9 protein-coding genes are annotated in these 13,790 nt (G+C 61.7%); all 9 read right to left on the bottom strand.

What is annotated here, in order from left to right; all coding sequences use genetic code 11:
* Positions 1–193 precede the first annotated feature (193 nt).
* The 9 genes from C8275_RS01965 to polA all read right to left on the bottom strand — a co-directional run bounded on the left by C8275_RS01965 (position 194) and on the right by polA (position 13,731).
* Complete coding sequence (locus C8275_RS01965; protein ID WP_106483873.1) at positions 194–1,714, bottom strand: PKD-like family lipoprotein; 1,521 nt, start codon at positions 1,712–1,714, stop codon at positions 194–196.
* Positions 1,715–1,733: 19 nt separating this feature from the next.
* Complete coding sequence (locus C8275_RS01960; RefSeq protein WP_106483872.1) at positions 1,734–2,519, bottom strand: DUF4843 domain-containing protein; 786 nt, start codon at positions 2,517–2,519, stop codon at positions 1,734–1,736.
* 24 nt (positions 2,520–2,543) lie between these two features.
* Positions 2,544–4,001, bottom strand: coding sequence for a RagB/SusD family nutrient uptake outer membrane protein (locus tag C8275_RS01955; RefSeq protein ID WP_106483871.1), 1,458 nt, complete (start codon positions 3,999–4,001; stop codon positions 2,544–2,546).
* Positions 4,002–4,062: 61 nt separating this feature from the next.
* On the bottom strand, positions 4,063–7,410 hold the full coding sequence (locus C8275_RS01950) for a SusC/RagA family TonB-linked outer membrane protein (RefSeq protein ID WP_106483870.1): 3,348 nt from the start codon (positions 7,408–7,410) through the stop codon (positions 4,063–4,065).
* Between the two features lie 336 nt (positions 7,411–7,746).
* Complete coding sequence (locus tag C8275_RS01945; protein ID WP_106483869.1) at positions 7,747–8,808, bottom strand: FecR family protein; 1,062 nt, start codon at positions 8,806–8,808, stop codon at positions 7,747–7,749.
* Positions 8,809–8,856: 48 nt separating this feature from the next.
* Positions 8,857–9,375 (bottom strand): sigma-70 family RNA polymerase sigma factor, encoded by a 519-nt coding sequence (locus C8275_RS01940; RefSeq protein WP_022384934.1) that lies wholly within the window; start codon positions 9,373–9,375, stop codon positions 8,857–8,859.
* 69 nt (positions 9,376–9,444) lie between these two features.
* On the bottom strand, positions 9,445–10,200 hold the full coding sequence (locus C8275_RS01935) for an arginase family protein (protein WP_022384933.1): 756 nt from the start codon (positions 10,198–10,200) through the stop codon (positions 9,445–9,447).
* 78 nt (positions 10,201–10,278) lie between these two features.
* Positions 10,279–10,710 (bottom strand): Hsp20/alpha crystallin family protein, encoded by a 432-nt coding sequence (locus C8275_RS01930; RefSeq protein WP_106483868.1) that lies wholly within the window; start codon positions 10,708–10,710, stop codon positions 10,279–10,281.
* Between the two features lie 246 nt (positions 10,711–10,956).
* Entirely contained in the window at positions 10,957–13,731 is a 2,775-nt protein-coding gene (gene polA / locus C8275_RS01925; RefSeq protein ID WP_106483867.1) for a DNA polymerase I, read from the bottom strand.
* Positions 13,732–13,790: the final 59 nt, after the last annotated feature.

The following is a 13,790-nucleotide window of genomic DNA, read 5'->3' as shown; positions in this document are numbered from 1 at the left end:
TATTAATCGTTTCCTCAAATAGTCGGCTGCAAAGGTAGGCATTCAGGCGTGGATGTGCAAATATATTTTGACCCCAAAAGGGGCACGGGTCTCGGTGCGGATGTGCCGCAACGGTCCGGCAGAGGATTCCCCCTCCCGTCGCGAGGGGACAGGGCGCGTCGGTGAGGGGAGGGGGAGATACTGCCGGTTTGCCTCATTCGAGGCAGGTGCGGTGGATGTATCCGTCGACATTGGCGGCATAGACGGCACGGCGGACGGTGCCTTCGCCTTCCAGGGTGCGGACGGCAGGTTCGGTGATGTGGCCGGCGCGGAAGCTGTAGACACGCAGGGTGTAACGGTTGCCGTCGGAGGTCCCGAGCAGCAGGTGGAGCAGCGGCTCAGGCTCGAAGTCGCCTATCCGGACGCACTGCAGGAGGGTGACGGCATCCGTGCCGGGCAGGGTGAGTTGCAGGGTCTCGCTGCCCGTGGCGATGTCGTACATGTAGAGGTCCCGTCCGACGGTGAAGAACAGCTCGCGGTACTCCTTTGCCACACAGACGTGCTCGGCGCGGTGGAGCAGCCTGCCCTCCACGACTTGCCGGACGGACTTGACGTTGCCGTTCTTGTTGTTCAGGTTGCTCTGGAAGGTGTAGATGCTCACTCTGCCCGTCGTGCGGTCGCGGAGAACCACCTCGGACGTAGCGTCGTCGAAGTTCGACTCGATATCATGCGGTCCGGCAGCCAGCACTTCGGCGTCCAGTCCCGTAAGCTTGGCACCGGCTTCGTCCTCCATGTACTGCACCCGGATGGCGTCCTCGGGCAGGGTGAAGAAGGCGCCGCGGACGTCGTCGAAGCAGAGTGCCTTGGTGCGTGGCTGCCCGCTGTGGAGATAGGGCAGAGGGGTGTCTCCCAGCAGGGGCGTGTTGAACATGCCGACGAGGGAGCCGTTGCTGTACCCCATCGCATGAATCTGTCCGTTGCAGCCCAGGTAGAGGTGTCCGTAGGCATGGCAGAGCGCGGTGATGTCGGGGGTGGCGGGCTGCTCGACGAACAGGTCCGCCATCCGGGCGACGGGGATGCCTGTCTCCAGGTTGAGCACCGCCAGCTCCCGGGCGGAGGCGACGATGAGCGGCGCGGCCTGTTCCCGGACGGGTGTGCCCGAGGCATCGGTCGTGGTGTAGCTGAAAGAGTATTGGGCAGTGGTCATGTCGACGGCTTTCCCTTCAAGCGGTTGCCCGGCGGCGTTCCGGATGACATCGGGGATGAGGCTGCCTTCGTCGGGGAACATGTCGATGTCGCAGTCGGTCCCGTCCGGTGTGGTCTTCTGCACCCACCAGCCCTTGCTGAACTCCGTGCGTGCCGAGAGGCGGGTCTTCAGCATGTGCGAGAGTCCCGTGCTGACGTCCTCCACGTAGTAGAGCAGGATGTACTCACCCGGCAGGAAGCTGCGGCGGATGTGCAGTTCGACAGTCCGTGCCAGTGTGTCGATGACGGCGTTGTAGCGGTCCTTTTCCGAGACAATGCCCCACCAGGCACGATGTTCGTTGCCCGGGCTGACCACGTCGGGGGTGATGTCGAGCGACACCTCCTTGAGTGCGCCGACGGTGTAGCTTTCGGCGATGCCGGTGACGCTGACGGTGGCCTTGGGCAGCAGCCGGTCGTTGCTCTCGTCTTCATAACAGCCTGTCAGTGCCAGCAGGAGGCACAGCAGGAAGGGGAATATGCGGGTATTCATGAGTTTGTGTTTTTGGAGGTTAGACGGATTGGGAGCTGAAGCTGATGGGTGCGGACTTCGGGTCGTTCGGGTCGGAGAGCACGGGAGCCTTGCCCGAGGCGATGTTGTCCGGGTCGTTGTTGAAGCGGTCGAGCGCCTTCTTCAGCGTGTCGAGGTAAATGCGCAGCAGGGTCGCGTCGGTGACGAGGAAGAAGTCGTCGGCGATGGGCTTCCCAAGCACCTGATTGATGAAGAGGTGCTTGCCCCGGCTCCAGACGCCCCAGTCCTGCCACTCGACAATGTAGTCCCAGGACGAGGGACGCGACAGCTGGTTGGAGAAGTCGATGACGGCGCGTTGTTGCAGCCGGGCGCCCGGACCGAACTCGCTGCCCGTGACAAACTCCAGGGCGAGCCGTTTGGTGACGGTGTCCAGGGCGGCAGTGCGCAGCAGGGTGACGGGAACGGTGCCTTGCAGCGCACCCGGGGCGACGGTGAGGCGTTCGGGGAGGGTATAGTCGGTCCCTTCGACGGCGGCAGGGAGTCCGCTGTCATCGTCCGCCTGACGGAGGGTAAAGGTGCGTTCCTGCCCGGTGGCGGGACCGATTACCTTGAAGGGCAGTTCGACCACGTGCGACGTTTCGCCTCCGGTCAGCGAAGTGAACGAGAAGTCCACGCGCAGCGAGTCGCTGACAAAGCGGGTGAGCCACTGGATGCGTGCCCCGCCCGAATAGGTGGGGATATGGTCTTCCCGGCAGGAGGTGGCGAGGAAGACACCCAGGCAGAGTGCGATGACTGCTGCCGGAAGTTGGAGTAGGATGTTTCTCATTGTCTGTAGGATTAATGCGTTGGTTCATTCGGTCAAGGTCTCTGCACGGGGCAAGGGAATCCGGTAGATGTCTTCGCTCTTGCGGTTGTTTGCGACGGGCCAGAACACGTCGAGCTTCGGCCAGATGCGCTTGGAGGCGAAGAAGCCCTGCCCCTCTGCGTAGAATTCGCGGTGGTATTCCTGCACGAGCGTACGCAGCCAGTTGCTGTCGGAGGTCGATGCACTCAGCGGGGCGAGGTCGCGTTGCGCCCCCAGCTCGTTGACGATGGGGATGCCCTGCTCCTTGCCCAAGGCTTCGGCGAGGATGAGCTTCATCTCGCTCAACCGGAGGGCAGGCACCACGCAGAGGGCACGCGGACGGCTGTCCTTCAGCTCGGGAACGTAGAGATACTTGTAGGGATACGTGTTCGTGCTGCCGTTCTCGGTGCGGTCGTAGAACAGCTTCGTCAGGCGCAGGTCAGTGCTCTTGAACAACTTCGTCAGCTTATAGGAGCGGCCGGCGTAGACATCCAGTCCGCTGTTGCTCTCCAGCGAGGGGAGGTCGATGCAGAAGATGTGTTCGGCAGAGAGCGTGTAGTCGCCCTGCTCCATGTCGCTCCGTGTGCCGTAGGTGAAGATTTGCTTCCCACGGTTGTCCTTGGCGTCGATGACCTGCGTGGCGCAGCGGGCTGCCTTTTCGGGCTGTCCGGTCCACAGGTAGAGACGCGCCTTCGTGGCGATGCAGGCGTAGTAGTTGAAGCGTTTGCGGCGTTCGGTGAAGAACTCGCTGCGTATTTTCCCGGTTCCGATGAGCGACACTTCCTCCCGTGCCGACACATTCACCTCCGTGACGGGATCGATGTCCCGGAGCAGGGCTTCCGCTTCGTCGAGGTCGGCTTCGATGCGGCGGACATACTCGGCATAAGGCAGGCGTTCGTTGATTTCCTTCCCACGGCGTGTGACGTAGGCGAGACACGCCGTCGAGTCTGCCTGTCCGGGGATGGGACCCCACAGGCGGAGCAGTTCCAGGTGGCAGAAGGCGCGCAGCCCGATGCTCTCCCCTTTGATAAGTTCGTAGTGGTGGTCGGTGAGGATGTCGCGGTGCCGGTCGATGTCCGACAGGACACTGTTCACATTGAAGATGACCTTGTAGAAGGCATTCATCATGTCGGCGAACAGCTGTTCTGCCGCCTCGTCGTCGTACCGGTGGGCGGTGAGTGCACTCTCGGCACTGTTCAGGGGCGCACTGTTCCAGTGTTCCGCCAGGTATTCGATGGCGCCGTAGCTCATCTGCCGTCCGTAGAGCAGGGACGACTGCATCTGGATGTAGGCGCCGATGAGCATGCTCTCATAACCAGTCAGTGTCTTTTCGGCATCTTCTTTCTCTATTTGTGTGGAAGGCTTCACGTCGAGCCAGTCGCTGCAGGCAGCGGTGAGGGTCAGGCAGAGGAGGGCGAGTGCCGGGACGCTCCACCGGAAGAGGGTTCTATGGATGGTTTTCATTGTTTTGCGGTGTTTGATGGTGAGTGGAATGGGAGAGACCGGACGGTGCTCCGTCAGCCTCTCAGAACATGAGCGACAATGCCAGCGAGCCGCGCCGTGCGAAGGGGTACGAGAGTCCGCGTTCGCGCTTGATGGACGAGAGGTAGAACACGTCGCTCAGGTTGGCGCTGACCTGCATGGTCGTCAGGCCGAGGGCCTTCATCCATACCTGCTCACGGAACTCGTAGGCGAGGTTCACGTTGCGCAGCGTCAGCATGCGGTCGTCCTGCACGAAGCGGCTGGTGGCATTGGTACGTTCGTAGTTCGACAACCCCTTGTAGGGGACGACATCGCCCTCCTGCTTCCAGCGTCCCGTGTAGACACGTTCGTCGACGTTGTACTTCATGTTCGTCACCTCGACGCGCGACACCAGTGTCTCATTGTACTGTTGTCCGCCGAAGTGGTAGCCGAAGGCAAGTGCGCAGGAGAAGTTGCCCCAGCGGAACGTGCTGTTGAGGTTGCCGCGGAACTTCGGCTGGCTCACGCCGCACGGCACGAGGTCGGCTGCGCTCCAGGTGTAGGTCAGCTCGCCGTTGCGGTCCACGTAGACCTCGCGCCCGTTCTGCGGGTCTATGCCCAGGGAGCGTACGGCGTAGAGAGTGTTCAGGTCCTCGCCTTCGCGGATGAGGCGGTTCGGTGGCAGCTGACGGGTGGCGGCGGCTTCCTGCTCGAACGCCTTCTTGAGGGCGGATGAGAGCTTCACCATCTTGCTCTTGTTGTGCGCCACGCTGCCCGTGAGTGTCCAGATGATGCGCCGTTGCGTGTCGACGATGGGCTTCACGCTGAGCTTTGCCTCGAAGCCCACGTTGCGCAGCTTGCCCAGGTTCTCGCTGTAGGAGGTGAAGCCGTTGGACAGCGGGAGGGTGCGTTCGGTGAGCAGGTTGTCCGTCACGTCACAGTAGACGTCGGCGGTCAGGTTGACCCGCGCCTTGAAGAACGACGCCTCCACGCCCACGTTGTACTTGTCGGTAATCTGCCACTCCAGGTCCTCGTTCTCCAGTGCGGCGGGCGCGATGCCCAGCCAGTCATGGTAGCGGTCGGCGTTCAGGTAGTTATACGTGGCGATGGCCTGGTAGGGGCTGAACCGCTGGCTGCCGTTCTGCCCGTAGGAGAGGCGCAGCTTGAGGTAGCTCACCCAGCTGACGGACTGCATCCAGTGTTCGCGGTGCAGGTTCCATCCTGCCCCGATGCTGTAGAACGGGGCGAACCGCTTGTTGGCGCCGAACTGCGATGCTCCCTCGACACGGTAGGCGCCGTCGACGTAGTAGGTGTCACTCAGCGAATAGTTGGCATTTGCCACCACACCCACGCGGCGGAACGTGCTCTCGCTGCCTCCCGGACGTTTGTTCTTGGCATAGGAGAGGGCGGCGGAGAGGTGTTTGGGGTCCTCCTGCGTGAAGCCTTCCAGCTCGAAGCTGACCGACTCGCTCTGCTGCTCCGACAGCTCGCCGTTGACGCCCAGGTAGAGCAGGTGGCGGCCGCCGAAGAGCTTGTTGTAGTTGAGGGTGAGGTTGACGGTGTAGGATGTGGACTCAGTGTTGCCGTAGTCGTAGCGTCCGCGCCGCATCACGTTCTCCCCCGAGCTGTATTCACTGGTGAGGAAGGTGGTGTGGGTGCGCGGCAGGTAGTGGTCGGTGCGGCTCATCTCCTTTGACAGGCTGACGGCACCGCGCAGGGTGAATGCCGGCGAGAAGCGGTACTCCAGGGCGAGGTTGTCAGTGAGGCTGGTGCCCTTCTGCGTGTTCTTGATGGGGAGCGTGGCGTTGTAGAGCGGGTTGGCGGGGAAGTACGTGTCCGAACCCCAATAGGTGCGGTCCTCGTCGAGGTAACGCTTCATGACGCCGTTCTCGTCGGTCGGGGTCCAATAGGGATTGAGCTTCACGTAGTCGGCGAACGAGCCGTAGGGCGACTCGTCAGAGAGCGAATACCCGAAGAGGAAGCGGTTCGACAGCAGGAAGCCTCCCTTCTGGTAGTTCAGGTTGATGCCTCCGTTGTAGTTGCGCCGTCCCGAGCCCTTCATGACGCCGTTGACAAAGTCGGCAGACACGTCGGCGGCATAGCGGAACGCCTTGTCACCACCCTCGATGCGCAGGGCATGCCGGTGGCCGATGCCGGCACGCAGGGGCTTTGCCAGCCAGTCGGTGTCGACACCGCGCTCCACCTCAGCGAGGAGGGAGGCATAGCGGTTGCTCAGTGCGATGATGTCGTCGGGCGTGCTGCCTTCGAAGTATCCCAGCTGCTTCTCCAGCTCCAGCTTCCGGCGCGCGTCGAGCAGGTGGTAGCCGCTCAGGTCGGGCAGCTCCACATTCATCTGTCCGTTGTAGGAGAGTCGCAGACGCCCTTCTTCCGGCTCGCGCGAGGTGATGACGATGATGCCGTTGGCACCGCGTGAGCCGTAGATGGCGGTTGCGGCGCCATCCTTCAGCAGCGTGACCGACTCCACCTCTTCGGGATTGAGGTCCAGCATGCGCCGCAGGGTGATTTCGAAGCCGTCCATGATGATGAGCGGATAGTTGAGCATGGCGTCCGAACCGTCCTGCAGGGCGGTGATGCTCGTGGTGCCGCGCACCTGGAGGTCAGGCAGGCGGTTGGGGTCGGAGCCGTAGTTGTTGTTCTCCACGATGTTGAAGGCGGGGTCGATGTTGGCGAGCGAGCTGAGCAGGTTCTTGTCGCCGAACTGGTCCAGCTCCTTCTTGGTGATGGTCAGGGCTGCCCCCGTGAAGACCGACTCCTGCTTCTTGAAGATGCCGGTCACGACGACTTCGCCCATGGTCTTCGTGTCAGGTTCCAGGCGGAAGGTGTAGACGGTCCGTCCATTGGTGAAAGCCTGTGTGGACGACAGGTAACCCACGAACGAGGCGGTCAGCGAACGTTCGCCCCCACGCAGCGGCAGCGAGGCGTGTCCCTCCATGCCGACGGAGGCATAGGCGTCCGCCCGTCCGTCATACTTCACCGTGATGTTGGCGCCCACCAGCGGTTCGCCGTTCTCGTCGACCACGGTGCAGGTGAGCTTCTCTTCCCGGCGTGCCGGTGGTGCGGGGGTACTCGCCTGTGGCTGCCGGCGGACGCTGAGGTACCGTCCGTCAGACTGGACGGTGCAGGTCAGTCCTGTCCCCGTGAGGACCTTGCGCAAGGCTTCCTCCACGGTCATGTTGCGGCCGGATGCCGTGACGCTGTGGGACGCCACGTCGTCGTAGGCAAAGATGATGGTCACGTTGCCTTCCGCCAGGCGGTTGAGGGTCTTCAGCGCTGTCGGCAGGCTTTCATTCTTGAAGTCAAAGCTGACTTTCTTCCCGACATCCTGTGCCCGTGCATGCGGTGCGACGAGCAGGATGACCAGGAGGCAGAGGGTTTCGAGCAGTCTTCTCATGGTGCTTTCTTCGGTTTTTAAAGAGATGAATAGATGTTCCTTTGTAAATAGATACGGAGAAGGGGCGCCAATCGGGTATGCTTTTGACCGTTTTTTTCAGCGGAAGGCGAAGTTTTTTTTCACGTCCGTCGCCCTCCGGTGACGGGTGAGGATAATTCTCTGATTTTGAAAGGTATATCGGGTGCTAGAATGACTGTCTTCGTACGGACAGGTCGTCACGTTCGTACGGACGAACGACTACGACCGTGCGGACGCGTCCGTACGAGCGTGGCGACGCGTCCGTACGAAGCGGGGAATGGAGGGGGATTTTCAGACGTGTCTTTCTGTCTGTTGTTTTTACTGTTTGCTGACGAGGATTGCATCCTCCCCGATGCGGATGTGTGCCTTGTGGAGGCTGTTGAGCAGGCTGACGATGTCCTCCAGCGGGTCGGTGCGGCGTGCCGTGAAGAACACTTCCGCATCCGTGTCTGCCGACGGGTCGAACCGCACGTCCCTGTCATACCAGCGTCCCAGCTCGCACAGGACCTCCCGCAGGGGGACGTGGTCGAAATAGAACAGCCCTTTGTGCCAGGCGCAGTAGATGTCCGTGTCCACGTCGGTGACTCGCCAGGTGCCGTCCGCTGACGGAGAGGCGTCCTGCCCCGGGGCGATGCGTACGGCGGGCGCTGTGCCAGCCTGCACCTCGACCGAGCCTTCCAGGAGGGTGACATGGGTGTCGGAGGAAGCATAGCGGCGGACATTGAACTCCGTGCCCAGCACCCGGGTGGACAGGGGGCCGCTCTTCACCGTGAAGGGGCGTGCGGCATCCTTTGCCACGCGGAAGTAAGCCTCTCCCTCCAGCTCCACTGTCCGTCCGCCGTCCGTGAAGCGGTTCGGGTATGTGAGGCGGCTGCCTGCGTTGAGCCACACCTCCGTCCCATCGGACAGCGTCACGTGGAAGGTGCGTCGTGCCGGGGTGCTGAGCACCTGCATCTGCACGGGCGTGGCGGAGCGGTCGTCGTAGGCAAGACGGCTGCCGCTGTCGTCGAGCGTGGCTCCCAGGGTGTGCAGGGCGTCGTCCCCGTCGGCAGAACCGATGGTGAGCCGTTCGCCGCGGGCAGTCTGGAGGGTTACTTCATCGACCGCGGGTGCCGTGTGCACTACCTGCTGCGTCTGCCGGCCGACGAGGGACGGGACGAGCCATACCGCCAGGGCTATCAGGGCGGCTACGCTGCCCCACACGGCAGTGCGGCGCACGAGCTGCGAACGGTGCCGGCGGTAGAGCCGCTCCAGTTCCCGGTTGGCATCCGGCACGGGGACCTGTTGCCGCAGAAAGTAGCGTCGCAGCCGGACTTCCTCGCGGGTGAAGTCCTCTGCCGGGGGAGTATCGGGACGGTGGTTCGGGGTTGGCTGTGTCATGATTCAGTGTCTTTTAATAGAGATACGGACGAAAGGGCGTTTTGGTGCCTAGGATTCCTCCAAAGAAGCAGGATTATAGAGTTTTTTAAGGGTTCGCAAGGCTTTTATAATGTGCTTCTTCACCGTCTCGGGGCTGATGCCCAGCAGGGCGGCGGTTTCGGCGTACGTCTTGCGTTCCAGGTAGCAGCGTTCCAGGATGTCGGCGGTGAGCGGCGGGAGGGACTCGAGCATCCGGCGGATGAGGCGGTCCTCCTCCGCCCGTTCCTCGTAGTCGTCGGTATACAGCTCCGTGGCTGTGTCGAGGTAATACTCCTCGTAACGCTTGTCGAGCAGGCATGTGCGCAGGTGGTCGGTGCAGCGGTTGCGCACGGCGGTGAGCAGGTAGGCGCGGAGTGTCTTCTCGTCGATGCGCCCCATCTGGTTCCACAGTCCGGTGAAGACGTCACTGACGATGTCGCGGCTCACCTCTGCGTCGCCGGTGATGTGGAAGGCGTAGAGGTACAGCCGCGAGTAGTTCTCATGGAAGATGCGGTCGAACGTTTTCTTATGGAACAACTGTTTCAGCATGCGTGTCGGGGTGTGGAACAGCGGACAAAGATAGGGAATATCTGCATTGTCCCCAGTCCTCTGCCCGCTTTATTCCTGTGGAAGATGTTTTTCCAGCCAGTCGAGCAGCTCGTGGTCGGTGCGTGTGTTGGCGGCGCGGCGTTCGGGAGAGACTGCGGACGGCTGCTGGCAGAGGGGCAGTTCGCCGCAGATGTCGATGCCGATGACCTCCTCGTGGCGCAGGATGATGCGCAGGAGTGACTCCAGCTGTCCCAGCGAGAGTGAGCCCTGGTCCCAGTCGGTCGTCGCCTGGCGCGGCGTGAGCACGTCCTTGTCGACGGAGATGTAGACTGGTCCGTTCAGGTAGAAACGGGAGAAGAGGTGCCATGCCTCGCGCAGCCGGAGCGTCTGCTCACTGAAGTAGACCAGCCTGCGGTCGAAGCCTTGCGTCTCCTGCCGGAGTCGTTCCGACGCACCGACGATGCACACTTTCCGTAGCAGGGGGTTCCGTTCCAGCATGGTGCGTACCCAGCAACCGCAGGAGAGCAGTCCGTCGAACAGGGGCGGCTGCATGTCGGGGTGATGGTCGAAGAGCACGAGCGAGAAGGGGCGGTCGATTTTGTCGGTCCACAGCTTGGTGACGTAGTGGTAGTCGCCCGAGTCGATGAGATGGATGCCTTCGGGCGGATAGGGTGCGAGGAGGCGACGCAGCTGCGCTTCCCCGTCGGTGTCGCAGTAGCATGCCGTGCCGTGCAGGCGGGTGCAGTCAATCCAGCGGCAGGACGCGTCGTGCAGGAACGTCATGGGCTCGTAGGCGTGTGTGAAGTTGAGGATGGTAATGGGCATAAGGGTGGGTATAAAACGAAAGAAGCCACCATCCCGCGCCGTGTGGCTGTCAGGATGATGGCTTCTGCTTCTGCAAGCTTATTTGACTTCAATGGCTTTCAACGGTTTGTCTCCGTCCTGCTTTTTCAGCTTGGGCAGTTCGACGGTGAGGACGCCGTGTTCCACGTGGGCGCTGATGTGCTCCTTGTCCACGTCGTCAGGCAGGACCATCGTCTGCTGGAACTGTGAGTAGGAGAACTCGCGCCGCAAGTAGCGTCCGTCCTTCTGTTCCCCGTTGTTCTCGGTCTTCTTTTCCATGGAGATGACGAGGTTGTCTTCGTCGTCGAGGTGTACCCGGAAGTCGTCCTTGGTCATGCCCGGAGCTGCCAGCTCGACACAGTAGTCAGTGTCGTGTTCCACCACGTTGATGGCAGGTGCGGTAGCGTTGGCGCGTTCCATCCATTCGGTATCAAAGAAGTCATTAAAGATACTCGGTAACCAGTTTCCATTGTTTCTTCTCATCGGTGTCATAGTCGTAATCTCCTATATTAAGTTTCGTTGAGTAGTTATCCTTGGACTCCGGCTCCTTTCATTCCGAAGCTCACTCACAGGGTCGCAAACTCCGTGCCACGTGCCGCAAAGGGCGGACGCTGACAAATAGTCTTCGGAAACGCGGTCGGAGTGACAGATTATCGGGACAGGAGTGGACGATTTGACACAATGACACCGGTGCGTCCCTCCTGCTTCCTTCGGCGAAGGGACGCGCCGGGAGCGGCATCAGTGCGCCTCCAGCCAGTTCGCGCCCCAGCCGCAGTCCGCCTCCAGCGGCACTTGCAAGGGGTAGGCGCCCTGCATCTCCTCGATGACGATGCGTTCCACGCGCTCCCGTTCTTCCGGGTAGACGCTGAAGTTGAGTTCGTCGTGCACCTGGAGAATCATCTTCGAACGGATTCCCTCCGCCTGGAAACGGCGGTAGATGCGCACCATCGCCACCTTGATGATGTCGGCGGCACTGCCCTGGATGGGCGCGTTGATGGCATTTCGCTCGGCATAGCCCCGTACCACGGCGTTGTGCGAATGGATGTCGGGCAGGTAACGCTTCCGTCGGGAAATCGTCTCCACGTAGCCCAGACGGCGTGCCTCCTCGATGCTGTGCTCCATGTACGCCTTCACGTGCGGATAGGTGAGGAAGTACTCGTCGATGAGCTCCTTCGCCTCCCGGCGGTCGACGCCCATGCGCTCGGCAAGTCCGAAGGCGGAGATGCCGTAGATGATGCCGAAGTTCGCCGTCTTTGCCTTCCGCCGTTCGTCGCGCGTCACCTCGTCGATGGGTTTCTTGTAGACCTTCGCCGCCGTGGCAGCGTGGATGTCGTGTCCCTCGCGGAACGCCTCGATCATGTGCGGGTCGCCGCTCAGGTGTGCCATGATGCGCAGCTCGATCTGCGAGTAGTCCGCGGAGAAGAACTCGCAGCCGTCGTCCGGGATGAACGCCTTGCGAATCTCCTTGCCGTCCTCCCCGCGCACCGGGATGTTCTGCAGGTTCGGGTTGCTCGAACTGAGTCGTCCGGTGGCAGTCACCGTCTGGTTGAACGACGTGTGTATGCGGCCCGTGGCAGGGTTGACCAGCGTCGGCAGGTTGTCGATGTAGGTGCTCAGCAGCTTGCGCAGGCCGCGGTATCCGAGAATCTTCTCCACAATGGGATGTTTCGTCTTCAGGCTCTCCAGCACCTCCTCGGAGGTGACGTACTGCCCCTTGCTGCGCGTTTTCTTCGCCTTGTCGGTTATCTTCAGCTTGTCAAAGAGGACCTCGCCCACCTGTTTCGGCGACGCGATGTTGAACTCCTCGCCGGCAAGGGCGTACACCTCCTGCTCGATTTGCCGCATCCGTCCGGTAAACAGCTCCGACGTCTGACGCAGCGCCTCCGGGTCGATGCGCACCCCGTTGCGCTCCATGTAGGCAAGCACCGGGACGAGCGGCATCTCGATTTCCTCGAACAGGCGGCGTGCGTCGTTGGCGTCCAGCTCACGCTCCAGGATGTGCTTCAGTTTCAGTGTCACGTCGGCGTCCTCGCAGGCATAGCGGTAGACCTCTGCAGGCGGAAGGTCGCGCATGTTCTTCTGCTTGCGGCCCTTCGGACCAATCAGTTCCTCGATGTGGATGGGTTCGTACTTCAGGTAGATTTCAGCCAGGTAGTCCATGCCGTGGTGCAGCTCGGGCTGGAGCACGTAGTGGGCAATCATGGTGTCGAAAAGCGTACCCCGCACCTCCACGCCGTAGTGGCCCAGCACGATGATGTCATACTTGATGTTCTGTCCGATCTTGAGCGATTCCTCCCGGGCGAAGGCAGGCTTGAAGAGGTCCACGATGCGCTGTGCCTCGCTGCGCTCAGCCGGGACGGGCACGTAGTAAGCCTCGTTCTCCTCCAGGCTGAAGCTCATGCCTACCAGTTCCGCCCACATGGGCTCGGCGTTGGTCGTCTCGGTGTCCATGGCGAAGGCGGCGGCTCCCAGCAGACGGTCCGCCAGCGCCCGGCGGTCGGCGTCCGTCTCCACCAGGTGGTAGCGGTAGGGCAGGTCCTCGAGGTGTGACAGGCGCGAGGGCGTTGCCGGTTCCTCCTGGGGGGCGGCATCGAAGAGCGCGAACAGGGTGCCCTGGTCGGACGGGGGTGGAAGGGGAGCCTTCTCCTTCTTGAACAGGCGGTCGATGAGGCTTTTGAACTCCAGGTCTTCAAACAGCTTGCGCAACGTCTCCTCATCGGGCTGCTCACGCCGCAGCGCGTCCATGTCGAGCGTCACGGGAACATCCGTCTTGATGGTGGCAAGGAAGCGCGAGAAGCGTATTTGCTCGGCGTTCTCCTCCACTTTCTTCTTCAGGGCGCCCTTCAGCTGCCCGGTGTTTGCCAGCAGGTTGTCGATGCTGCCGAACTCGGTGATGAGCTTCTGCGCGGTCTTCTCGCCGACGCCCGGACAGCCCGGTATGTTGTCCGCCGTGTCGCCCATCAGTCCCAGCATGTCGATGATTTGCGCCGGTTCGGCGATGCCGAACTTCGCTTTCACCTCCTCCACGCCCAGCGTGTCGAACTCCTTGTCGCCGTAGCGTGGCCGATACATGAAAACATGCTCGCCTACCAGCTGTCCGTAGTCCTTGTCAGGTGTCATCATGTAGGTGTCTATGCCCCTGGCACCCGCCTGGGTCGCCAGTGTCCCGATGACGTCGTCCGCCTCATAGCCGGGCACTTCGAGGATGGGGATGCGGTAGGCACGGATGACGTCCTTGATGATGGGCACCGACCAGCGGATGGCTTCAGGCGTCTCTTCGCGCTGCGCCTTGTACTGCTCGTAGGCCTCGTGGCGGAAGGTCGGTCCGGGTGGGTCGAAAGCCACGCCGATGTGCGTGGGGTCCTGACGTCGGAGCACGTCCTCCAGGGTGTTGACGAAGCCCATGATGGCGGAGGTGTTCTCTCCTTTCGAATTGATGCGTGGGTTTTTGATGAACGCGTAATAGGCGCGGTAGATGAGCGCGTATGCGTCGAGTAAAAATAGTCGTTCCATCTGTATTCTTAAAAATTTAGGGTAAAAGTACGAAAAAAGCACGTCGCTTTCTCTCTTTA

This window comes from Bacteroides sp. Marseille-P3684 (assembly GCF_900291465.1).
In the GTDB taxonomy this organism is placed as follows: Bacteria; Bacteroidota; Bacteroidia; order Bacteroidales; family Bacteroidaceae; genus Phocaeicola_A.
This window is presented reverse-complemented; position numbering and strand designations above follow the sequence as displayed.

Excerpts from the sequence above, each read along its gene's own strand:
- C8275_RS01965 (WP_106483873.1), bottom strand. The coding sequence starts at position 1,714 with ATGAATACCCGCATATTCCCCTTCCTGCTGTGCCTCCTGCTGGCACTG.
- C8275_RS01960 (WP_106483872.1), bottom strand. The coding sequence starts at position 2,519 with ATGAGAAACATCCTACTCCAACTTCCGGCAGCAGTCATCGCACTCTGC.
- C8275_RS01955 (WP_106483871.1), bottom strand. The coding sequence starts at position 4,001 with ATGAAAACCATCCATAGAACCCTCTTCCGGTGGAGCGTCCCGGCACTC.
- C8275_RS01950 (WP_106483870.1), bottom strand. The coding sequence starts at position 7,410 with ATGAGAAGACTGCTCGAAACCCTCTGCCTCCTGGTCATCCTGCTCGTC.
- C8275_RS01945 (WP_106483869.1), bottom strand. The coding sequence starts at position 8,808 with ATGACACAGCCAACCCCGAACCACCGTCCCGATACTCCCCCGGCAGAG.
- C8275_RS01940 (WP_022384934.1), bottom strand. The coding sequence starts at position 9,375 with ATGCTGAAACAGTTGTTCCATAAGAAAACGTTCGACCGCATCTTCCAT.
- C8275_RS01935 (WP_022384933.1), bottom strand. The coding sequence starts at position 10,200 with ATGCCCATTACCATCCTCAACTTCACACACGCCTACGAGCCCATGACG.
- C8275_RS01930 (WP_106483868.1), bottom strand. The coding sequence starts at position 10,710 with ATGACACCGATGAGAAGAAACAATGGAAACTGGTTACCGAGTATCTTT.
- polA (WP_106483867.1), bottom strand. The coding sequence starts at position 13,731 with ATGGAACGACTATTTTTACTCGACGCATACGCGCTCATCTACCGCGCC.